This window comes from Bradyrhizobium sp. LTSP849 (assembly GCF_000938255.1).
Lineage (GTDB): Bacteria > Pseudomonadota > Alphaproteobacteria > Rhizobiales > Xanthobacteraceae > Bradyrhizobium.
This window is the reverse complement of the sequence record NZ_JYMR01000050.1, coordinates 35,395-56,463: the sequence shown is the minus strand read 5'-3', so window position 1 is coordinate 56,463 and position 21,069 is coordinate 35,395. Positions and strand designations below refer to the sequence as shown.

Sequence of the window (21,069 nt, the reverse complement as noted above, 5' to 3'; positions counted from 1 at the left end):
TTTAGAATATCGCTGCTATTTGCCGATTGACCCCAGCGTTCAGCTGACCCAGCATTTGAGACCGCACCGTGGGAAAGTACCGACGTCGTCGCAGATCGGTTAGAACATGACTCGTATTGGTTGGGCGGGTCGGGGAAAGCATCACATTCCTGAACCAGGGACAGCGCTCCGATTGCCATTGCTCACGGCGTTTCCGACCTGAGATGCGAAATGGGTTTGCGACGTCGCACCGGTTGGCGGACCAAGCGTAATAATCAGATCATGAGTTCTTGTGCGGCCTGCACCAAGAAACGCTCCGGCCGTGTTCGCCGAGAACTTTATCAATTTCCAAGTTGGCGTGATGCTACCGCTTGTGACGACAATGAATTTGATTTCATATGTCACGGTATCGATCGTGATGTCGGGGTTGGCGCTTGGCTTTTCGCCCTTGCTCTTCGGGACGGCCTTGGCACCCGCATCCTTGCCGCCGCCGCCTAACGCCTGCGGCGGTGATCCCTCGGACGGCAACATATTGTCGACCATCATCGCACCCAATAGCCAATTCCGGATGCCGAGGTCACTTTCGAGAATGAATGGCGAACTCGATGCAGGCTTGAAATCCGGAAAATCCCATGGATCTCCTCCGTCCTTGCAGGCCGATCCGCGATGCTTGTCCATGAGGCTGGCGACCGAATAATAAGGGTCGAACTTATCGATGCGGGTAGACGACGAGGACAGCGTTCCCCCCAAGCCGAGCGAGGTCGATTGGGACGTTGTGAAAGAATTGCCGGCGCCGAACACCTGGGTCGCGTTTGGCAAAATCTGCGTGAACGTGACACCCGGGATCAAGGACGATACCTCGTCCACTTGCAACGATAGGCTGACCTGCGCCTGCCAATCAGATGGGATCAAGCCGGGTTGCTTTTTGAGAACCTTGCCTGCCACCGTCTGCTCAGTCACCGGAATGCCGTTGACCGGATCGTTGACGGCCTGCACGGCATCTCGCAGTTCGCAATAGACCTTTTTCTTTATCTCCCACTCGATCTGCGCCGCACCCGGTATTTTTGGTTGTTTCTGGTCGGGATCCGGCGGCCGGTCTGCATCCCACACCTCCTTGATGTCCGGCACGGCGAGACCGCATCCTTCGACACCGCAGGAGACGACTGCTAAGACCAAAATGCGCAGATTTCGGGCAATACCGGAATACAAATCGATGGCCATGATACTGCTGCTTTTTTGGATCCTAGGATCAGACGCGATCGCCGCTGGAAGACAGTATTTTCAAGGGGACTGAGGCTTGTAGGCGGCGATCTGCCGGCTCACCTGCGCGAGCTGCGCCCCGGTCAGGCCGCAAGTCGCTTTGAAGTTATCGACTTTAACACAGCTAGCTTCGGCGTCTTTGGGAACGACACCGTTCGCAGTTGCGCCGGGACTATGCTTCTGATTTTCGGCCTGAAATTGATCGACCATCTTCTTTAGGTCGTTGATCTGCAGGGCTGTCAGGCCGCAGACCTGAGGTGCTCCATCGGCTTGAGCACATTCGACCGGTTGGCCCAGGGTCGGCGCGACCGCGATGGACGATGCAAAAATAGCCAACGCCGAAATGACGCCGATCCAATAGGATGCCATGTCTCCCCCAATGCGCGGCCGAAGACCCCAAGAGCCAGCCGCGCCCAATATCAAAAAATAGTTTGACAGCTAGCCGTGCTAGATCTCAAAATTCCTTCCGGTAGAGATCTTGCAATAATACACGCTCGCGCGCAATCTTCGATTTTACTTTGGGAATATACTTATCGACGGCGGCTCCATTATGCGGCCGACCGCCTTCGTCGAACTCCGATGCTTATCGCCCCCAACTCCGGCCGCGGGTATACCAGTCGCTCGCACTCGAAGGAGTCTCTCCCGAGCTCTACACCTTCCGAACCGTGTTTCGCGACGCCTTAAGGTCACGGGCGATCTCCTTGATCATTTCGCCCTTGATGAAGTGCTCGCGCCGTAAGCGTGCAATCGTCTCCACAACCATATCCCCAACCACTTGCTCTAGTCCAACGCAGGCAGCGTACTAGCAGAATGGTGGAGGTCAGTTTTGGATGCTGATCTCTGGCCTAGGGGCAATCTTGCATGCCGAATGGCACTCCCTCCTATTCGCGCAACACCAACTGATGCATCACGCGGCCTCCTCGTTGCCCTCAACGCGGGAATCGATCCCGGGCGGCAGAAAGCCGAGCAGGAAATCGGCGGCCTTCGATGCCGCACTCGCGGCGCGCACGACGGCGCGATTATGTGCGCGAGAGGCCGAGCCTCTTAGCGAAACAAACGTCAATGCGAGCGCGAAGCGCTCTCCATGAACAAGGAAAAGAGGCACCCGCAGGAGGGTCAGCATAGCGCCGACGCGATAGCGGCGGGACCCGGGACCGAGTGCAGTCGCGAGACCGGTTAAGAAGGCACCCGAACGAAGGGCAGTGATAGCGACGCCGGAATGAAATGACGGCGGGACCGAGGGCGAGTGCCTCCGGCGAGCGACTCATGATCGCGCGAGGGATCGAAGCCGGATGGCCGAGACGCCTTGCGGCTCGGTTCACGAGAGCCCGGTGCGGCACTTGCCGCACGCGCCCAAACGAAATGCCAGGAAGACTAAGTTCAGGGACTGGGTGTCTGCGCGACAAAGATTCGAACCAAACCTTGAGCTCCCGCCGTTGCGAATCCCAGCCATGTGTTATTGGCCGGAACGAATGACGGACAAAACGATTCGCCGTTCAGGAGCCATTTCCATGCTGATGACAAGTGCACGAGGGCCGGTGATTCGGACGATGCGTGGATGGGCGATTGACGTGCTCCAGGAAGCTGGCGCCATCCGCGAGTGCGAGGAGCACGGTTGGATGCAGGACCGCGCCGATCCGCATGCAAGGGAGCGGGCCTTCGATATCGCCCGCGTAGACCCGCCCGCGGGCGTCTCCCCTGATGCAGCGGCGGCCGAGGTTCGCGACGTGCTGAACTCGATCGGTGATACCTGCCCAGAATGCCCTCCTGATTAGAAGGACCGGCGCCGAGCATGACGGAATCTAACCCCGCGCGCGCCGCAGCGTAGCTTCCAATCGCGCCTTCTCCTTATCCCAGCGGGCTTGTTCGGCTTGCGATCTCTTCTCGAGAGCCTCGACCTCGGCCTGGATGGCGGCGGCCCGCCTCGCGTGCTCTTGCTCAGCCCTGTCCAGCGCAGCCTGCGCCTTGTCGACCGCCTGCTGCCGGCGTTCACGGTCCTTCTGCCTGGCGGCCTCTTCGCTCGCCCGTTGACGCTCGCGCTGCTTCTGCTCCTTTTCGAAGGCGAGAGCGGCCTTTCGTTCCGCAGCCTTGTCGACGGGGCGAGAGGAAGGCTTCTTCGCCTTATGGCCTTTCGACTTGCGGGCGGCTTTCGTTGGTCCGCCGTCGCCAAGATCGGTGGGCAGTTCGGCATGTTCGCTGAAAGGTCGGTCGGTTCCAACCGGGCGCCTGAGAACGACGCCGGGCTTTGCCATGGTCGCGGCGATAACGTCCGGGTCGTGGCTCTCGTTCGCCGCGCCCTGGTGGAAGAGATTGCTGTCTGCGCCCCACGCTTCCAGCGCGGCTTTCATCGACGGCGCAGCAATCGCCAGATCGAAGAAGCCCAGCGAGGTCTGGTAGGTCTTCAGTTTTCTCGCCATGAGACGCTTCTCCGCGCTGACGCACTGACCGCTGCCATGCGATCAGCCGTGCTGTCTAGCTCGGGAGCAGAGAACTTCCAAAGCGGGCGAACAAAGCGGCCGGCCCGGGAATTATCTCGACGCATCCGGCGTGTTGAAAGCGAGCTTCCCGTGAACCCACCGCAAGGATACCTTAAGCCGACTTCCGCTGCGGTTTGGCCGCTGGCTTCCTTGCCGCGGCCTCCTTGGCCGGTTTCTTGCCGGCAATCGGCATCAGCATTTCCTTCTGCCCGGCCGCCGCCTTGCGCGCCTTCTTGGCTGGCTTCTTCGGCGCCTCTGTCGCTGCCGCCTTTTCACCGCCAATGCTCTTGCGTAGCGCGTCCATCAAATCAACGACATTCTCGCCACGCGGTCGCGCTTTCGCGGTGATGGGTTTGCCGGCGCGCTTCTGGTTGATGAGATCGAGAAGGGCGGTTTCGTACTGGTCTTCGAACTTGTCCGGCTCGAAGTGGCCCGCCTTCTGGTTGACGATGTGCCTGGCGAGATCGAGCATGTCCTTGGTGACTTTGACATCCTGGATTTCGTCGAAATACTCGTCCGCGGAGCGCACCTCGTAAGGATACCGCAGCAAGGTTCCCATCAGGCCTTTGTCCATGGGCTCGAGGGCGATGATGTGCTCACGGTTGGTCAGCACCACCCGTCCGATGGCGACCTTGTTCATCTCACGGATCGTTTCGCGGACGACGGCGAAGGCGTCGTGACCGACCTTTCCGTCCGGGACCAGATAGTAGGGACGGATCAGATATCTCGGGTCGATCTCGCTGCGGTCGACGAACTCGTCGATCTCGATGGTTCGCGTCGATTCCAGCGCAACGTTCTCGAGCTCCTCCTTCGTCACCTCGATGAAGGTGTCGGTGTCGACCTTGTAGCCCTTGACGATGTCCTCGTTGGCGACTTCCTCGCCGGTGTCGGCATCGACCTTGGCGTACTTGATGCGATGGCCGGTCTTCCGGTTGAGCTGGTTGAACGAGACTTTTTCGGATTCCGACGTGGCCGGATAGAGCGCTACCGGACAGGTGACGAGGGAAAGACGCAGGAAGCCTTTCCAGTTAGCGCGGGGGGCCATGATGGGGGAACTCCGGTACTGATGCTGGATTCAAGACGAATGGCCCGGCTTGGTTCCGACATCACGCCCCTTCCAACGGGAGGATTTTTTCACGGAGCGGGCTCGATCGGACTCGACTTTTGTTCTCTTTATGTTCTAATTCGGAATGTCCGACCGACCCGCGAGCTGGCGCATGCCGACCCCAAAGCAGATGGAAAAGCTGGCGGCTGAGGCCGTCGCCCGGAGGCCGGGCCCCTCCGCCGCGACTCCGGATGCGCCGCTCCCGGCCGAATATTGGGAATCGGTCCTCAAAGACCCACGCGCCGACGCGACCGGGGCCGAGATGCGGCAGCGACGTCTTTCCGAGATTCAGCGTCACATCCTGCGCATCTCCTGCCGCCGCTGCGAGCGGACCGTGGAAATCCAGACCGCCGATGCAGTCCGATTGTACGGCGGCAACGCGGTCTGGAAGGACGTCGCGCAGCGGCTGCTCGACAACACCTGCCAGCAGCGTACCGGCAGGCATGAAGAAGACGGGTGCTGGCCAGCGTTCGAGACGCCGTAGTCCGCTCCGGATTGCCGATCCGATCTCTTTGCGCCTGGATGTCCGGATGGCCCCGAAGTATCACCCTACGCCCCTGTCCGGCGGCGATCGCAAGGCTCTAGCGAAAGAGCTCGGCCAGGCACGGGCGATGGCCAACATCCTGGCCGCCCAATCGGCGGAGATGCGGGCCAAGGGCGAGGCGATGATCCAGCAAGCTGACAGGCTTCTTTGCGAGAGCTGGAACGAGCGGATGTGGTCAGACGGCAAACCGATCGATCCGTCGCCCACCATCGACCAGGCCGTGAACGGAGGCTTCCCTTGGCTAGAGATCAGGTGCGCGCGCTGCAAGACGCCGAGCGACGTTGACCTCGCGGCGATGAAGCATCCGCCGACCACCTTCGTGCACGACCTCGCCGGCCGGCTGCGCTGCCGCAAATGCGCCAAGGCGGGCCGGCGTCCTTCCGCAACTCTGCTACAACTAGGTTGGCAGCCGCGCCACCCTCGGACCGAAGCCTGACCGATGTGCAATCTCTACTCGATCACGACCAACCAAGCCGCGATCAGCGCGTTGTTCCGCGTCGTGAACCGATACGTCGGCAATCTGGCGCCGATGCCCGGGGTTTTTCCCGATTACAAGGCACCGATCGTGCGCAACGGGGCCGAGGGCCGAGAACTCGCTACGGCGCGCTGGGGAATGCCGTCGTCGTCAAAAGCGTTGATGGACGCCACCAAGAAACGAGCGGAGAAGCTGCAGGCCAAGGGCAAGACCGTCGATTTCAAGGAATTGCTGCAGATGGAGCCGGACGGCGGCACGACCAACATCCGCAACGTGAAGAGCAAGCACTGGACACGATGGCTGGGAGCCGAAAACCGCTGCGTGGTGCCGTTCAACTCCTTCAGCGAGTTCAACAAGGCCGAGGGCGGTGACATCTGGTTCGCGCTCGATGAGAGCCGTCCGCTCGCCTGCTTCGCCGGCATCTGGACCAACAGGACTTCGGTCCGGAAGGTCAAGGAAGGTGAGACCACCAATGACCTCTACGCGTTCCTCACGACGGAGCCTAACGCCGAGGTCGGCGCCATTCACCCTAAGGCGATGCCTGTGATCCTGACAACGCCGGAAGAAGTCGAGATCTGGATGACGGCTCCTCCGGACGAGGTCTTGAAACTGCAGCGGCCGCTTCCGGACGGGTCGCTCAAAATCGTCGCCCGCGGCGTCAAAGAAGATCCGCCTGAGCCGACAACGTGACCGAAGAGGACGATGACCAGGCGCCCCCCTCGCCCCGCCAACGCAAGGTCATCCACGTCGACATGGACGCCTTCTATGCGTCCGTCGAGCAGCGGGACAATCCGGATCTCCGCGACAAGCCGGTCGCCGTCGGCGGATCCCGGGAAAGAGGCGTCGTGGCGGCAGCCAGCTATGAAGCGAGAAAGTTCGGGGTGCGGTCGGCCATGCCGTCTGTCACGGCAAGACGGCAATGCCCCGATCTGATCTTCGTGAAGCCGCGTTTCGAGGTGTACAAGGCGGTCTCCCAACAAATACGCGAGATCTTCGCCGAGCACACCCCGATTATCGAGCCGCTATCGCTGGACGAAGCCTACCTCGACGTGACCGAAAATCTGCAGAACATCCCGTTGGCCCGGGACGTCGCGTTGGCGATCCGTGCGAAGATCAAAGAGGTAACCGGGCTCAACGCTTCCGCTGGCATCTCCTACAACAAGTTTCTGGCAAAGCTCGCCTCCGACCACCGCAAGCCTAACGGCCAGTACGTAATCACGCCTGAGATGGGCCCGGCATTCGTAGAAACCCTGCCGGTCGGCAAATTCCACGGCATCGGACCTGCGACCAGCGCCAAGATGAATGCGCTAGGCCTCTACACGGGGCTCGATATGCGCAATCAGTCGCTCGAATTTATGCAGATCAATTTCGGCAAGGCTGGAAGCTATTACTATTGGATATCGAGGGGTGTCGACAACCGCGAGGTCAGAGCCGACCGTGTGCGGAAATCCGTGGGCGCAGAAAACACCTTCTCCATTGATCTCACTGAGTTTGAGGCGATGGTGTCGGAACTGCAGCCTTTGATCGACAAGGTCTGGCGGCATTGTGAAGAAAAGGGCTCGCGGGGCCGGACAGTAACGCTGAAGGTCAAATTTGAAGACTTTGAGATTATGACGCGGAGCAGGTCTGTCCCCGCCGCCGTGTCGAGCAGAAGCGATCTGGAGCGCTTGGTCGTCAGCCTGCTCGAGAACGAAGCGCCTCTTCCAAGACCGGTGCGACTCTTAGGCATCTCACTCTCATCGCTACAAACCGAAGATGGCGCGGGGCCGCAGCTGGATCTTCCAATCTGAAACAGTGTGCATTCTCGCTCTCGCGACGACGAAGTTCGTCCTCCTCGATCTGATTAAGTTTTTCTGCGTGCTGTCGGCGATTGTTGTTACCCGTATGCTGCTACAGATCTGCGTGGCGAACGAATTCTTCGGAGACAACAGTTTGTATGGTCATAGTCTTGGGCCGACGCTTTTTCAGGCATCGATTTACCTTGCCGATGCAGGGCGCATCCGGCTGCCGTAGCGAACTTCTGTCTCGTGCGGGATACCGGTGGAATTCGCTGCAGCAATCGCTTCTTAATATTTCCAGTCCGCCGCCCGTTCGACTAATCGCCCCGCGCCTCAGATGGTAAGGGCTGAAAAGATTGGCCCTGCCGCCTGCGGTGCTCAGTTGTCTGACCAAGGTCTTGCCAATTGGTGGCCGACGCGGAGCGAAAACATCGTGTCTTTCAGGTGCCGCTCCGACTGCTTCGCCTTGTCATGAACCCGCTTCCAGCTGAGGGCGATAAAGTCTTTCTGCTTCTGAGAGCGCGTGTTCAAGCGCGCCCGGATACACGCCGCCGCGACGGGAATTGCGTTATTTTCGCACAAATGGACGAACAGCTCCCAAGCCACAAAGAAGCTTTCGTCATTCTTTGCGGCAAGCGCAACATCCAGCCATCCCAAACATCTCCGCGTTTTCTGGAAACTTTCTTTGGCCTGCCGGTAGACAGTCTCGATCCAGCCGTCGAGCGGGGCCTTCGCCAGCTCATTTTTCCAGAGGGCGCGCACGGCCGCCGTGTCGTCTAGAAAGCCCGTGATCATGATGGCTCTCCCGATATCGCCGGAAGCCTCGGCGGTGCTGAGTAGCTCTTTGACAAGCGAGACCGCCCAAGCGCTCCGCTTGTGGCGGACGATGAAGGTGGAGAGAGTCAGAAGTTTCCAGTCGTTGTTCGCGTCCATGATCTGCTGGCGGCGCAATTCATTGACGTGCTCGCCGTCTTCGCTCTCAAACGGCATCTGTTCGATATCTTCGCCGGCTTTAAACATTCCTTCGGAACGGCTCAGTTTCGTCCAATATTGCGCTCCCTTGGCCGGGTCCAGGTCCAGGAACGCCCGCGTGAGATCCACTCTTGGAAATTCATAGCGTGCGAAGGCGGGATCGTCGTCAGGCGCAAACAACCGGTCAGCGAGTGCGGTAAGTTCGCCCGGCTTTTGCTCGACCAGTTTCTTCGTCGCTCCGAAGTGGTTGACCCTGTAACCGAGCATCGCGCGTGACGCCGGCGGATTCAATTCCCGTTCGACGGCATCTTTCAAAAAGGTATAGAACGCATAGGCACAATCCGGCAGGTATTTGACCTTGCGCCATAAAATCATGCTCCATTCGTTACCCGCCCGCTCAGACATCGCTTTGAAGGTCTTGGGTGTGGTAAGCATCGCGAACAGCGATACGCCCGCGCTGTTCTCCTTGGCAGAGCGGTCCGGAGCGGCCGCCCAGGCTGACCGCAGATGTTGCTTTGCTTGGAACACATCTTGGGCATTTAATGCTATCAGGAAGGCAAGTTCGCGTGTGCTTGAGTCCTCGTGAATTACGAGTTTGGCTAGCGCTTCCCAATTCTTCGGAAGTTTTTTCGGCGCGCTGAGCACGAGATAGACCAACCATCCGGCTAGCCGGTCGATGGGTTGATCCGGTGCAAGCCGCGCCCCCAGACGCTTCACCTGTGCGGGCGACGGAGCGCGCAACACATGTTCCAATGACAACAGAACGGAGCGGGGGGCGCCGAGTTCCTCCCACAGCGTGATCTGATCCCGAGGCGCATTTCCAAAAAAGGCCGCAGCCATCAGCGCATGGTCAATTTGATCGAGGTCGCTCTGGCGTCTGTCCTTGCGGCGCCTTGTCAGGACCGTTCGTATCTTCTGCTGAATCGGTGGCGTCAGCAGGAGCAACAAGCTTTCGAGTGAGAATGTAAGACCAAGGAGACGCGTCTCATCGCGACCACTGACGGAAAGCAGCAGGCGCCGGTAGAGTGCGACAAGGTCTTTGGGCGCCCAGCGCGCCAAGGCCGGCATGGCCCGTTCCAGATCAAGGCTTGCAGTCGTGCGGCCACGTCCATCGCCAAGCTTCGAGACAGGAAAGGAACGGGCGTACCGGCTCAGTCGCTTCATATGACCCGGCGCGACATCCGCATGGGGATCGATCGCGAAATCCGAGAGAATGGAGATGGCTTGCAATTCGTTTGACGGCTCGTCTCCTGAGAATGTCACGATGCCGTCGATCAGCGACGCGTTGTACCTCCAAGCGTTCGGTTGGTGCGGCTGACATTGTGGCCTGATGGAAGCGAGTTTGCCGGTGGCGGCGGGCCCGCCATGCGCTTCAAGCAGGTGGATGGCCATTTCCCTTACCCCCGACGAGGGAAAGGCCAGCAATTCGTCGATGGTCTGCAGAAATATCGGGGTCGAGGCGGCTGCGTCGATTGAGTTGACGCGCAGCGACCATGCGACATCATCGAGGTGGTTTGCGCTGCCCATCACCGCGCGGCTGAGTGCCCATCCACGCCAGAGGGGCGCCTGTGCCGCGCGCGGCAGATACGTCGCTATCGAATTGGCGCGGTAGAACACCCAGCTGGCACTGGTGCCATCCTCGACACGGAGAAGATCAAGGTCCGCGACAGCCTTGGAGCCGATATCGCGTCGCAACCTGTCAAGGCGTTCTTGCGTTGCCGCGAAAGCCTCAGTCCTCAACTGCGGGCTTGGGTTATAGCTGATAAACTGCCCCTCCCGCGGATCTGGCCAATATGTCCGCGCGCATTTCGCAAGAAACGTGATCACTTCCGTTTGGCGTTCGCCGTCGCCGCCGACGTTAGCAATGCTCTTGATGAGGATCTCATCGACGGAAGAGCCGCCCGAGCGCTGCAACCATATGGTTTCGGCGACATCGAGCAGCGGCGCCGGATTGACACTGCCGATCCGCCAAAGATGCTGAAAATGGGCGTTCGAAAAATTGTGCGAGCTGATCCACCGCCGCAGCAGCACGCGGATAGCGGGGGCGGGATAGGTGGGATCGAGAAAAGTCAGCGAAATGACGGCGGCGAGTATGTTGACGCCAAGGGTCTGGTCTTCTGTCGGACCGAGAAATCGGTCCACGCTGCTGTCGACTTCTTCCTCTGTCGTGAGCGATTTAAGCTCGCTGTGCAACGCCAGGCCGATCGCCAACGGCAAGACGGCCTCGTCCATTTCGAATTGAAGTGTTCCAGCCGGGCGAAACCAGACGCCCGACGTCACGTCATCGAGCGCCTGCAGGATATCTTTCTCTGGCTCACCCGTGAAGCCGGACAGCTTGTTCTTGAGCGCGACCCGGGAGAACGTACTATTGATATTCCAGGTGCTCTGGATGTCCCGTCCGAGATCCGACATGAATTCACGGAATACCGCATCATCCATCACGGACGTATTCAGGCGCGCGCTGAGCCGATGCTGAATGTAACGGAGCATCAAGTGCTCGGCTGAATGCGCCGTCCAGTCGTGCTCCCGGTCGAACATTTCCGCAGCCACAGCAAACCAGCTCGGCCATTTGATCAGGCCCAGGACGTGCGGCGCGAACGACGTGCGCTTCTTTCCGTGCCCTGCGAGCAGCGCATCCAGTTCAGAATCATGGAAATGGCTGAGCTTTACGGTTGCGGGGCGAGGCTCTAGGAACTGGCCAGACCGGAAACTGGACTGCCAGTGCGGGGGCCGGTCGGTCAGAACGATCCGGATTGCACCCTTCCAGTCCGTGTCAGCAGCTTCCGCCAAGAGTTGCTGCACAAGCGACTGGCCTGTGCCCTCATTGGTTCCGTCGAGCATCAGCCAGATGAAGGGCCCCTCCTCGGGATGCGCCAACGCTGCTTGGCGCCAGCGCTGAACGCGTTTGGTCCAAAACGACGCGGTTCGGCCTGGTACGGACACCCATTTGGCAAGCGCCGCGCCAAGAACGTTTGCGAGCGACCCGGACGTGAGCTCGCGGGCGGCGAACCAGACGCGTAGCCGCGAGGGGTCGCGCTCGCCTTCCCGTTGCCACCAATCGAACAGGAGCCAGGTCTTGCCTGCGCCTTCGTCACCCAGAACGGCGCAAACCGGGGGCGCGTCCGCGTCCTTCGACCATTCTTGGAGCTCGGTGCATTCCTTATCGCGCGGCGCCCAGATGCAACCGGGCGCGCGAAGATCAACGCTATTCTGCAATCTCGATTTGGAATCGGCGCGCGTTTGCAGCGTTTGGCCAATCCGCGCCCTTACGGCGTGGGCGGCGAAAACCCGCCCGAGATCGGGATGTTGCACATCGCGCAGGAAAGCACCCCTTCTAGCTTCGAACGCCGGATGATCGGCGATTTTACGGATGGACTGGGCGAGCTTCGATCCCAGCACCCGTTCGACCGTGTGAGGCGCAAGCGCCAACAGAAACGGAAGGGGCGCTAAGACGTCGTCGCGTGAGCGCCAGTCGAGCACAAGCACGCCAAGTCCTTGCTCCTCGCCGATCTTCTTAAGCGCGCCGACATCGTCAGCGGAAACCTCTTTGCTGGCGGCAAGAATCCAGAGCTCTATGGGGCTTCCGGACCGGGTGGCCGCATCGACCAGCTTCTTTTTCAGATCATCCAGCGGCAGGGTGGTTGTTTCCTGATAGCGCTTGGCCTCAATACCAACCGCGATCTGGCCGCCAGTCCCGTCGGCAATAGCGTCGACGCCACCTTGCGTGGAGGATTTCTGAATTCGCCCAGAGATGCCGGTGGCTTCGATAAAGGCATCGCGGATGAACCCTTCAAAGCCGTCGGGTCCGCTCGCGCGAAGCCGCAAGAGCGCACGCTGAAGGGAGGAACAAAGCCTTTGCAGGTCGGACGGCACTATCGCACCTGGCGAAAGGGACGAACCAGCGATTTGAGCATCTTGATGCCTTCGTCCCGGGCACCTGGCTTGGGCCTCTAGGGGTGATCCTGAAAGCCGTGTGAGAGAGGGCCCGCCAGCGAGCGAACATTCGCTTCGTCGATATGGGCCTGATTCTTGCGGGCCACGCAACATGGCGAAAGAGTATGACCGGCGGCCAGGAGACCGCGAAGCAGGAGCGATGCCGTCGACGTTGCGTCGGACGGCAAAGCCACGCTGGATACTGATCCCAACAACGAAAATGTCGAAGCCTGCCTTGTGCATACGGCGCGCTTCGATCCACCGGAGACCCCGAACGGATGGGCTTGGCGCTCTGAACCAGACGTCCACACATGAGACGAGTATTCGGGCACAGGGATGGGGCGAGCGGACGGAACTCGACGATCACGCATCGAGTCCATCATCCAGGTTCTGGATGCCAAATTCCCGGGCAAGTCCCTGCCGATCTCAGCCAGCGGCTCGCCGTTCTGGACCGCGACGAACTGAAGGATGTGCTGAGTAGGAGTACCACGGCGAAATGGGTCGAAAAGACCCACCCGGCCTCCATAGCGGTAACTCTGGGGCGCTGATCCGCAGGCTGGGCCGGCCTGCAGCGAAATGCAGCGAGGCGTCCCTCCTACCGCAGTTCGAGGTAGGCTTGCTTGAACGTGTCCGACACCTCTGCGTCGATGGTCGCGAGTTCCGACAGGGCGTGAGCGATCGTCGTCCACGGCGGAGTGGCGTGGTTTCCTTCTCCGCGCCGACGGGCCGCGATGTCGTCCGCAATGACGCGTCGCTCGGCCTCCTCGAAAAGATGCGGGCTTTCGAAGTAGATGAGCCGGCGGGCAAGACGCTTCAGGCGCTGGTCGCCGAAGCGGTGGACGAGCTCCGGCCTTCTCTCCCATGGACTGGCATGGAATTGTCGGCACAGTTCGCGATCGGCATCGGAAAAGAAGTTGCTCCCATAGATCTGCAACTCGACGTGCTCCGACACCCCGTAGATTGGCTCGGCAGAGGCCGCGGCGCGCGTCAGAGCCGCCATGAACTCCTCGTCGGCGCGCACCGACGCCGCCCGCCGCGTCAGTTCGTCCTCCGTCAGATCGAGGAAACGGTCGGCGTCGATATCCCACAAAGGATAGAGCAGCGGGGAGCCGTTGACCTTGAGCCGTCGGATCGGTCGCGGCTCCTGCGTCATCCGTTCCGCGAGTGCCGCGTCGTTGAGCTTGCGTAGACCGTCGATGTCACACTCGAGGTCGAGACAGTAATGTGCGTTCGCGTCGTTCGGACTGACGCCGACCCTCGTCAGGAAATGCATCACCCGCGGACTTCCAAAGAAATCGAAATAGGCGAACGCATCCTCGTCGCGCACGAGGTCGACGACCGCTGCCTTCGAGGAGAAGCGGAGGAAGGTCGACCAGAGCCCGGGCGCTCCGTCCCGGACGAGCCGGCACAATCCGAGCATGGCGTCGACGTCGGACTCGGCGTCGTGCGCCTTCCCCTGCGCGATTCCGTTCGCGGCGGCGAGCGCGCCCAGGCGATGGCTGAGACGTCCGTCGATCTCGACGCCGGGATGAATCACCGTCGGGTGTAGCGTCGTCGCCGCCCGCATCAGATTGAGCACGTCGGCGCGCGCGTTGCCGTTCGTGTTCGTCAGGAAAACGGGATGCAGGCATTGATAGAACGCCTGCCGCAGGAACTCCTCGTCGAAACGGATCGAATTAAAGCCTAGGAACGTGGCGGGACACCACAACGCCAGCGTCTTGGCGATCTCGCACACCATCGAGTAGTGGGACGGCCGCGCCGTGCTGTTCGCCTCGTCGAGCGTAATGCCGGTGACCTGCAGCGCCCTCGGCGACGGGACGACGTGCGGCATGAGGCGCGAGCGCGTCTCGAACCTTTGGGTTTCGACGAGGTCGACGTCGGTCCTGACGGCGGCGAATTGAAGAATCTGGTCGAAGCGTTTGTGCAGACCGGTCGTTTCCACGTCGTAGAGAATGAACCCCACCGGAAGTCTCCGACTAGATCTTTTCCAGCCTGAATTGGAAGGCGGCGAGACTGACCCGGAATCGCTTCGCGAGCGCTATGAGGTACTCGTCGTCGTGCAGGTCGCGGGTGGATTCGGACAGCGCCTGTCGGACCCACTTGGCCGGCATTAGAAGTTCGGACGCGAATGCGTTCGCCTGCACCTCGACCGGATCGGTGCCCTCGGCGGAAATCTGGTCACGGGGGATGAAGTGCTTGCTCTTCTTGTCGACGAGAACCGCCGCGTCCAGCCTGGAGCGGTGAAGCACGATGTGGCCGAGTTCGTGCGCGATCGTGAATCTCTGCCGGTTAGGATGATGGTTCGCGTTGACTCCGATGACCGGTTTGCCCTCGCGTAGGAAGGCCATTCCCGACAATTCGTCGTCGAAAGGATTGTATTCGATCCTGACGCCAAGCGCCTTCGCCAGTCTCTCCACCGGTACCGGCGGTGCTTTGACCCCCAGCTTCTCGACAAGGACGCGCGCCTGCTCCCGGGCAGCGTGCTCGCTCATGTCTTTCCTCCTCCCTTGCGCCTGACGTACTGCTCGATCTCTGCCTTCTGCACGTCGCTGATGTCGCTGCCCTCAAGCCTGAGCGGTCCGCTCGCTTGTTCGAACGAGAAGCTCTCGGGAACGAGATCGGTGATCGAATCGGCTCCCAGGGCCGTGGCCAATCTGTAGATCTGATGCAGCATGAGTTTCTGTCGGCCGCTTTCGATGTTGGCGAGCGACGCCCTGGTCAATCCGATCTGGTCGGCCACTTCGGCCTGCTTCAGGCGAAGGTGTTTTCTCCGTGCCGCTACCGCCGCGCCGACAATCCGGTAGATCTCCAAATCAGCCATGTCGGGCACAGAATCGCAATTCGAGGCCGCGGTCAATGGCGCAAACCTTTTTGTGCTTAATACAAAACATTACCGAAATTTAATATTGTACAGATGTTGGCTTGGGCCGACTCGGGATAGAGTTCTTGCCATCGAAAACGACTTGAGGGGCGCCTGATGGCCATCCTGACTTTCTTTCCGCTCGGCAATGCCGACTGCACGCGTATCGACTTGAAGGACGGCCGCAAGATCCTGGTCGACTACGCGGACATGCGTATTCCGGGGGACGCAGGTAACACCTGCATCGACTTGCCGACGGCCCTCGACGGCGACCTCAGGGCAGTGAAGCGGGACTACTTCGACGTCGTGATGTTCACCCACCTCGACGAAGACCATACCAAGCGGGCCGGCGATTTCTTTCATTTCGAGCGCTTCGCCTCGCGGCAAGGCGAAGGCCGGATCAAGATGAATGACCTTTGGGTGCCTGCCGCCGCGCTCACCGAGGAGGGGAGCACCGACGACGCGCAGATCATTCGCCAGGAGGCCAGACACCGCTTCATCCAGGGAAAGGGCATCCGCGTCTTTTCGAGGCCCGAGCGTCTCCGCGATTTCTGCAAGCGGAACGGAATCAGGCTCGAAGAGCGCATGCATCTGATCACGGACGCGGGAAATCTGGTGCCGGGCTACGACGACCTGAACGCCCCCGGCGGCATCGAGATCTTCGTCCACAACCCGATGGCATGGCGGCTCAACGACCGGGAAGTCGAGGAACGCAACGAAGATGCGGTCGTGTTTCAGGCCGTGTTCCGCGAGGCGGGCGTCGACACCAGGGCGCTGTTCGCTTCCGACGTCAACGACGTGACGCTGGGCCACATCGTGCAGACGTCGAAGACCCACGGCAACGAGGACCGGCTTCGCTGGCACGTCTTCAAGATTCCGCATCACTGCAGCTACAAATCGCTGAACTGCGCTGACAAGGGCGTGGACAAGACCGTGCCCACGGACGACGTTAGGTGGTTGTGCGAGAATCAGGCCGAGCGCCACGGCATCATGGTCTCTACGAGCGAGTCGATTCCCGGCAAGGGGTCCGAGCGCGACAGGGACGTCCAGCCGCCGCACCGTCAAGCGGCCGCGTACTACCAGGACGTCACCGGCGCGATCGACGGCCAGTTCGAGGTGACCATGGAGAACTCGCCGCGGCGCAATCCCAAGGCGTGCCAGATCAGCATCACCGCGGCCGGTGCATCCTTTGTTGCAATGGCCGCGATGCCGGTCGACTACGCCTCGGCTAGGCCGATGCGGGCCGGTTGATGCCGTTGTGTCCGGTGCAGCAGATGTTCGGCGAGGCCGTGGACTGGAAAGCCCTCGCTCTTGTCCGCGCCCGCGCCGTCGCCCGGCTGGTGTGCGAGGGCGGCACGCAAGGGTATCGTTTCGTCGAGGCGCGGCGCTCCGCGTCCGGAGATGAAACACTTCTCGTGAACGTCCACGTCGACCGGCCACAGCGTTTCGTTCATCCGCTGAAGGCGACCGAGCCGATGGCGCTGCACTTCCCGGCACAGGATCGGGCACCGGTGATTCTCGCCCTCCGCGACGACTTTCCCGATGTGCCGCATACCAATCCCGGCCATCGGTCGGATCCGGTGTCCCTCTGCATCGACGACCGTCCCTGGCAGGAAATCAAGCTGAATTGGACGCCCTCGGATTTTCTGGTGCGGATCCACATCTGGCTGGCGAAGACGGCGCGCGACGAGCTGCATGGAGATCAACGCGCGCCCGAGCCGCTGTTCGTGGTCCCGGGCCCGGTGGTCATCGTCGGCAGGGAGGTCATCGACGCCGCCCACGCCGGTCCGACGGAATTGGCGGTGCACAGACCGGACGGCGAACTCTCTCGTGAGGTGCTGGTGGCGACGTCGCCTTCGGTCGCCTTTGCAGGGCAGCGGTTCGGAATCGCCCTGATCGCCCTGACCGCGGCCCGACGCGACATGGGTCCCTTGCGCTTTCCACCCCGCACGCTCGGCGAACTTGCCGACGAACTCGGCGAGATCGATCTGCGGGGCGTGTTGCGCGAAAGAATTCTCCAGTGGGTCACCAATTCCTACGCCGCTGGACGGAGGCCACAGCGGGATCCGGAGCAGTTGGGCTGGCAGTTAGGCTTGCTGGTGGGCTTTCCCGTTGCGAAGGAAGGCGGAGCGGAGATCGGCATCCTCGAACTCAGAGTGTTCTTTTCGACCGCCACCATGGCCGAGATCGGCGTTGCCCTGGGCTGCCTGGACCGCGGGCCGGATGGAATTCACGGTCGACTTCTGACGCCGTCGGACGCGGGAGCGGCGGCATCGATCAAACTCGTCTGCGGAGAGGTGCACTACGGACTCGACCGAGACCTCGCGGCGCTAGTTTCCGGCGAGCCGGCGACGGATAGCCGCCGGGTCGCCCTTGTCGGCGCGGGCACGGTGGGATCGCACGTCGCCGCCAATCTCGCGCGCGAGGGACGCTTCACCTGGGACGTGATCGACGGCGACTACCTTCTGCCTCACAACGTTCCGAGGCACGTCTTGCCGGTGATGGAGGTAGGCCGTTCCAAAGCCGGCGGCTTCGCTAGGTTTCTGGAAACCGCGCTCGGGTTTCCCGATCGCGCGGCATACTTGGTCGCCGACGTGCTGTCCGAGGACACAGCGACGAAAGCGGCGGTGCAGACCGCATTGGGACGCGCCGACATCATCATGGACGCTTCGGCATCGATCGCAGTTTCAAGATTTCTGTCCTCGACGCCCGACACCGCGCGCCGCATCAGCTTCTTCTTCAATTCCGAGGGCACCGATGCCGTGCTGCAGATCGAGCCCCGCGATCGATCATCGTCGCTCCGCGATCTCGAAGCGCAACACTACGCCATGACCGCCGAAGAACCCGGCCTCGTCGGACACCTCCGCGCCTCTCAGCACAACATTGCGTATTCCGGCGCGTGCAGGCAGGCCACCAATCGGATGTCCGAGAGCCAGGCGGCTCTCCTGTCCGCCGCCATCTCCCTCGAGATCGGCAACGCGCTCAGGAACGAGGAAGGCGAAGTCGTCGTCTGGCGGACACTGCAGGGACGGGTGGACTGCATCCGCAGCGCGGCGATCGGATGGCGGCGTCTGGCGATCGCCGATTGGTCCGTAGCCCTCTCCGAAAGCGTCGTCGAGTTCGTGGCCGGACGGAGGAAGGCGGCGCTTCCGTCCGAAACGGGCGGCGTGCTGTTGGGCGTCCTCGACATGGAAGCGCGGTCGATCCACGTCAGCGTGGCCCTGGACGCGCCGTCCGACAGCAAGGGAGATCGAACGGGGTTCGAGCGTGGAATCGCCGGCCTGCGGTCCGGCATAGGGCGCACGACCGAGGCAAGCGCCGGTCAGCTCGTCTACGTCGGCGAATGGCATTCGCACCCCACCGGCCTTGCGGCCACCCCGAGCACGAAGGATTTGTTGCAGCTTGCCGAGCTTGCAGAACTTCTCGACATGAACGGCGTGCCGGCGCTGATGGCGATCGTCAACGACGACGGGGTTCGGGTCCATTGCGCTTCGCTCAGCGACGGCGCCGCGCCGGTGTCCGTGGTCTTGGTGAAGGAAGCCCGCGGATGAACAACGACGCGAACGCGCCTCAGAAAGCACGGATAGGATTGGCGCTGTCCGGAGGCGGGGTCAGGGCGGCCGTGTTCCATTTGGGCGTGCTGAAGCGGCTTGCCGACGAGAGGCTGCTGGAATCCGTGTCGGCGATCTCGACTGTGTCCGGCGGAAGTCTGTTGATGGCGGCGATTGTCTCGCGGGCGGACATGGGGTGGCCCTCGTCGAGGCGGTTTGCGGACGAGATCTATCCCTCACTGCGGACGTTGCTGACGAGCGTCGACCTATTCAGTTTCAGCGCCATCGGCTGGGCCGGATTGAGGCGGTTGAACGTCAGGCTTCTGAAAGAACGTGCGGTCGTTCTGGCCGAGTTGCTTGAGACCCGTTGGGGCGTCAGCGGACGCGTCTGCGATCTGCCGGATGCCCCGGTTTGGATGATCAACGCGACCTGCATCGAGACCGGCAAGAACTGGCGGTTTCAGAAGCGCGAGATGGGCGATTGGAGCTTTGGGAAGCATTACTCGCCCGAAGTGCCTCTCTCGGTTGCCGCGGCGGCTTCGGCGGCCGTTCCTTACGCGATCGGCGCGATGCCGCTGACGCTGCCGGCCGAGGGCTGGTGGGGGACGGATCCGGCCACCAACAAGACGGCGGGCAGGAAGCAGCCGCTTTGGCGGACTGTTCGGCTCTGGGATGGCGGCGCCTACGAAAATCTCGGGCTTGAACCGCTCTACAAGCCGGGACGCGAACTGATCAACTGCGATTTCCTCGTGTGCAGCGATGCGTCGGGGCCTTTGAAGCCGCCCGGCCGGTCCGCGGTGGGCGCGCTCTTGCGGGGTCATCTGGCCGGTCCTCGACTGTTCGACATCGCCAGCGATCAGATCAGGTCGTTGCGCAGCAGAATGCTCGTCGCCGATCTGACGTCCGGAAGAATAGCCGGCGTGTTGGTGCGAATGGGAAATTCGGTCAGGGGTCTCGACGTAAAGGCGGACAAGACCCGGCCTCTGGGCTTCTACGACCGTGTCCAGCCCGATGCCGAACCGTCGGTCGCCATCGAGTATCCCACGGACCTGAAGTCGTTGAGTGCGGCCGACTTCGACCGGCTTGCGAGACATGGTTTCGAAGCGGCCGATACGACGATGACGACCTATGCCACGGCCGCTTTTCCGCAATCGTTGCGTTGGAGTGAAACCGCATGATGAAAAGCATCGTAACGCGTTTCCGCGCCTATCAACTCGGCGTTCCCGGTTCGTCGTTTTCCTACTTCGCGGACGGACACTTCACGGTCATCGAAGGGCGGCTTACCGAATTGAGCAAGGTCGCGCTCGTATACGAAATGCGCCGGTGCGGGGTCGAGTTCGCCAATAGCCTCCACATCACGAGTTGGGACGCGGATCACTGCAACATGCACGAACTGCAGGAACTGCTTGATCTCGTTCGGCCGCTCAGGATCGAATGTCCGGGGTACGACCCCTATACCGACCATGGCGAAGGCTGCCTCGAGATCATCGCCGCCTACAAGGACGCGCAGGCGAAGGCGAACCGGGTTCCGACGATCAAACACATCACGCCGCTCTATATCGACAAGCTCGATAAGGCCGGGTCGGAAGCGTTCGAAGATACCTACTACAATCCGATGCACATCGACGGCAATTGCCCCAACAACAATTCGACGGTGAAGCATTTCCGGAAGGGAAGCTTCAACGTGCTCAGTCTGGGCGACGTGGAATCCCCCAACATCTCCGCGCGCCTCCGGCGATCGCGGATCCTGAAAAGTGAAACCGACGTGATGATCCTTGCCCATCATGGCGCGGACAACGGCTTTACGACCAAGAAATTCCTTGCCCGCCTGGAACCCCGTTTGGCCATCTGCACGTCGAACTACGCAAACCAGTACGACCATCCGCGTCAGGACATCAGGGACATGCTCTACGAAGAGGACATCAGGCTGATGACGACGAAGACCGGGGATGTCATCGTGAAGTCGATCGGAGATCACATGGGCGCCTATCGCGCGGTCAACCTCAAGGGCAATTCGAAGGAAATATCCTCGACCATGGATTTCCGTTCCAAGAAGGGCCGCATCCTCTCGTACAACGACGACACTTTGCGGCAGCGCTATCAGGGCCGCAGGCGTTACGGTCCCTAGGGAGTCA

The 21,069-nt window shown here is 61.2% G+C and carries 18 protein-coding genes and 1 pseudogene; 10 read left to right on the top strand and 9 right to left on the bottom strand.

Annotation, left to right across the window (positions count from 1 at the left end; translation table 11 throughout):
• Positions 1 to 141: 141 nt before the first annotated feature.
• The 3 genes and pseudogenes from UB31_RS27890 to UB31_RS43050 form a co-directional block, all read right to left on the bottom strand.
• Complete coding sequence (locus UB31_RS27890) at positions 142 to 1,200, bottom strand: hypothetical protein (protein WP_045013183.1); 1,059 nt, start codon at positions 1,198 to 1,200, stop codon at positions 142 to 144.
• 60 nt (positions 1,201 to 1,260) lie between these two features.
• Positions 1,261 to 1,608 carry a hypothetical protein gene (locus UB31_RS27885; protein ID WP_045013182.1) on the bottom strand — a complete coding sequence of 116 codons (348 nt, stop codon included), beginning with the start codon at positions 1,606 to 1,608 and terminating at the stop codon, positions 1,261 to 1,263.
• 538 nt (positions 1,609 to 2,146) lie between these two features.
• Positions 2,147 to 2,269 (bottom strand): annotated as a pseudogene (locus UB31_RS43050) (antirestriction protein ArdC); the annotation flags it as partial.
• Between the two features lie 481 nt (positions 2,270 to 2,750).
• Between UB31_RS43050 and UB31_RS27880 the strand changes: the two are divergent.
• The gene (locus tag UB31_RS27880) at positions 2,751 to 3,014 is read left to right on the top strand and encodes a hypothetical protein (RefSeq protein ID WP_045013296.1); all 264 of its coding nucleotides are present in this window, start codon (positions 2,751 to 2,753) and stop codon (positions 3,012 to 3,014) included.
• Between the two features lie 27 nt (positions 3,015 to 3,041).
• Here the strand turns inward: UB31_RS27880 and UB31_RS27875 are convergent, their stop codons facing one another.
• Both UB31_RS27875 and ku read right to left on the bottom strand, forming a co-directional pair.
• Positions 3,042 to 3,656: a hypothetical protein gene (locus UB31_RS27875; RefSeq protein WP_045013181.1), complete on the bottom strand. Its 615-nt coding sequence runs from the start codon at positions 3,654 to 3,656 to the stop codon at positions 3,042 to 3,044.
• A 172-nt stretch (positions 3,657 to 3,828) separates the two neighbouring features.
• Positions 3,829 to 4,761 (bottom strand): non-homologous end joining protein Ku, encoded by a 933-nt coding sequence (gene ku / locus UB31_RS27870; RefSeq protein ID WP_045013180.1) that lies wholly within the window; start codon positions 4,759 to 4,761, stop codon positions 3,829 to 3,831.
• Positions 4,762 to 4,906: 145 nt separating this feature from the next.
• Between ku and UB31_RS27865 the strand changes: the two genes are divergently transcribed.
• From UB31_RS27865 to UB31_RS27845, 5 genes are read left to right on the top strand one after another with little or no spacing between them, the layout of a single operon-like run.
• Positions 4,907 to 5,305 carry a hypothetical protein gene (locus UB31_RS27865; protein WP_197090865.1) on the top strand — a complete coding sequence of 133 codons (399 nt, stop codon included), beginning with the start codon at positions 4,907 to 4,909 and terminating at the stop codon, positions 5,303 to 5,305.
• Positions 5,306 to 5,351: 46 nt separating this feature from the next.
• Positions 5,352 to 5,801, top strand: coding sequence for a hypothetical protein (locus UB31_RS27860; protein WP_045013178.1), 450 nt, complete (start codon positions 5,352 to 5,354; stop codon positions 5,799 to 5,801).
• Between the two features lie 3 nt (positions 5,802 to 5,804).
• Complete coding sequence (locus UB31_RS27855; protein ID WP_045013177.1) at positions 5,805 to 6,530, top strand: SOS response-associated peptidase; 726 nt, start codon at positions 5,805 to 5,807, stop codon at positions 6,528 to 6,530.
• Positions 6,527 to 7,630 (top strand): DNA polymerase IV, encoded by a 1,104-nt coding sequence (gene dinB / locus UB31_RS27850; RefSeq protein ID WP_045013176.1) that lies wholly within the window; start codon positions 6,527 to 6,529, stop codon positions 7,628 to 7,630. The genes UB31_RS27855 and dinB overlap by 4 nt, the downstream gene beginning before the upstream one ends.
• Positions 7,596 to 7,853 (top strand): hypothetical protein, encoded by a 258-nt coding sequence (locus UB31_RS27845; protein ID WP_045013175.1) that lies wholly within the window; start codon positions 7,596 to 7,598, stop codon positions 7,851 to 7,853. The genes dinB and UB31_RS27845 overlap by 35 nt, the downstream gene beginning before the upstream one ends.
• 143 nt (positions 7,854 to 7,996) lie before the next feature.
• On the opposite strand, the gene UB31_RS27840 is transcribed toward UB31_RS27845, so the two are convergent.
• From UB31_RS27840 to UB31_RS27825, 4 genes are all read right to left on the bottom strand, one after another.
• Positions 7,997 to 12,463, bottom strand: coding sequence for an NACHT domain-containing protein (locus tag UB31_RS27840; RefSeq protein WP_156175589.1), 4,467 nt, complete (start codon positions 12,461 to 12,463; stop codon positions 7,997 to 7,999).
• Between the two features lie 655 nt (positions 12,464 to 13,118).
• The gene (locus UB31_RS27835; protein WP_045013173.1) at positions 13,119 to 14,486 is read right to left on the bottom strand and encodes an exonuclease domain-containing protein; all 1,368 of its coding nucleotides are present in this window, start codon (positions 14,484 to 14,486) and stop codon (positions 13,119 to 13,121) included.
• Positions 14,487 to 14,499: 13 nt separating this feature from the next.
• Entirely contained in the window at positions 14,500 to 15,015 is a 516-nt protein-coding gene (locus tag UB31_RS27830; protein WP_045013172.1) for an ImmA/IrrE family metallo-endopeptidase, read from the bottom strand.
• Positions 15,012 to 15,380, bottom strand: a complete 369-nt coding sequence (locus UB31_RS27825; protein WP_245306075.1) for a helix-turn-helix domain-containing protein — start codon at positions 15,378 to 15,380, stop codon at positions 15,012 to 15,014. The genes UB31_RS27830 and UB31_RS27825 overlap by 4 nt, the downstream gene beginning before the upstream one ends.
• 120 nt (positions 15,381 to 15,500) lie before the next feature.
• On the opposite strand from UB31_RS27825, the gene mblB reads away from it, so the two are divergent.
• From mblB to UB31_RS27805, 4 genes are read left to right on the top strand one after another with little or no spacing between them, the layout of a single operon-like run.
• Positions 15,501 to 16,634 (top strand): anti-phage 6A-MBL system MBL-fold protein, encoded by a 1,134-nt coding sequence (gene mblB / locus UB31_RS27820; protein WP_502691286.1) that lies wholly within the window; start codon positions 15,501 to 15,503, stop codon positions 16,632 to 16,634.
• Between the two features lie 23 nt (positions 16,635 to 16,657).
• Positions 16,658 to 18,934 carry an anti-phage 6A-MBL system cap2_3 protein gene (gene cap2-3, locus UB31_RS27815; protein ID WP_197090864.1) on the top strand — a complete coding sequence of 759 codons (2,277 nt, stop codon included), beginning with the start codon at positions 16,658 to 16,660 and terminating at the stop codon, positions 18,932 to 18,934.
• Entirely contained in the window at positions 18,931 to 20,112 is a 1,182-nt protein-coding gene (locus tag UB31_RS27810; RefSeq protein ID WP_045013168.1) for a patatin-like phospholipase family protein, read from the top strand. The genes cap2-3 and UB31_RS27810 overlap by 4 nt, the downstream gene beginning before the upstream one ends.
• Positions 20,109 to 21,062: a ComEC/Rec2 family competence protein gene (locus UB31_RS27805; protein WP_050044848.1), complete on the top strand. Its 954-nt coding sequence runs from the start codon at positions 20,109 to 20,111 to the stop codon at positions 21,060 to 21,062. Before UB31_RS27810 ends, UB31_RS27805 begins: the two co-directional genes overlap by 4 nt.
• Positions 21,063 to 21,069 lie beyond the last annotated feature (7 nt).

Excerpts from the sequence above, each read along its gene's own strand:
- UB31_RS27880 (WP_045013296.1), top strand. The coding sequence starts at position 2,751 with ATGCTGATGACAAGTGCACGAGGGCCGGTGATTCGGACGATGCGTGGA.
- UB31_RS27830 (WP_045013172.1), bottom strand. The coding sequence starts at position 15,015 with ATGAGCGAGCACGCTGCCCGGGAGCAGGCGCGCGTCCTTGTCGAGAAG.
- UB31_RS27885 (WP_045013182.1), bottom strand. The coding sequence starts at position 1,608 with ATGGCATCCTATTGGATCGGCGTCATTTCGGCGTTGGCTATTTTTGCA.
- mblB (WP_502691286.1), top strand. The coding sequence starts at position 15,501 with ATGGCCATCCTGACTTTCTTTCCGCTCGGCAATGCCGACTGCACGCGT.
- UB31_RS27810 (WP_045013168.1), top strand. The coding sequence starts at position 18,931 with ATGAACAACGACGCGAACGCGCCTCAGAAAGCACGGATAGGATTGGCG.
- UB31_RS27865 (WP_197090865.1), top strand. The coding sequence starts at position 4,907 with ATGTCCGACCGACCCGCGAGCTGGCGCATGCCGACCCCAAAGCAGATG.
- UB31_RS27845 (WP_045013175.1), top strand. The coding sequence starts at position 7,596 with ATGGCGCGGGGCCGCAGCTGGATCTTCCAATCTGAAACAGTGTGCATT.
- UB31_RS27890 (WP_045013183.1), bottom strand. The coding sequence starts at position 1,200 with ATGGCCATCGATTTGTATTCCGGTATTGCCCGAAATCTGCGCATTTTG.
- ku (WP_045013180.1), bottom strand. The coding sequence starts at position 4,761 with ATGGCCCCCCGCGCTAACTGGAAAGGCTTCCTGCGTCTTTCCCTCGTC.
- UB31_RS27855 (WP_045013177.1), top strand. The coding sequence starts at position 5,805 with ATGTGCAATCTCTACTCGATCACGACCAACCAAGCCGCGATCAGCGCG.
- UB31_RS27805 (WP_050044848.1), top strand. The coding sequence starts at position 20,109 with ATGATGAAAAGCATCGTAACGCGTTTCCGCGCCTATCAACTCGGCGTT.
- UB31_RS27860 (WP_045013178.1), top strand. The coding sequence starts at position 5,352 with ATGGCCCCGAAGTATCACCCTACGCCCCTGTCCGGCGGCGATCGCAAG.
- cap2-3 (WP_197090864.1), top strand. The coding sequence starts at position 16,658 with ATGTTCGGCGAGGCCGTGGACTGGAAAGCCCTCGCTCTTGTCCGCGCC.
- UB31_RS27875 (WP_045013181.1), bottom strand. The coding sequence starts at position 3,656 with ATGGCGAGAAAACTGAAGACCTACCAGACCTCGCTGGGCTTCTTCGAT.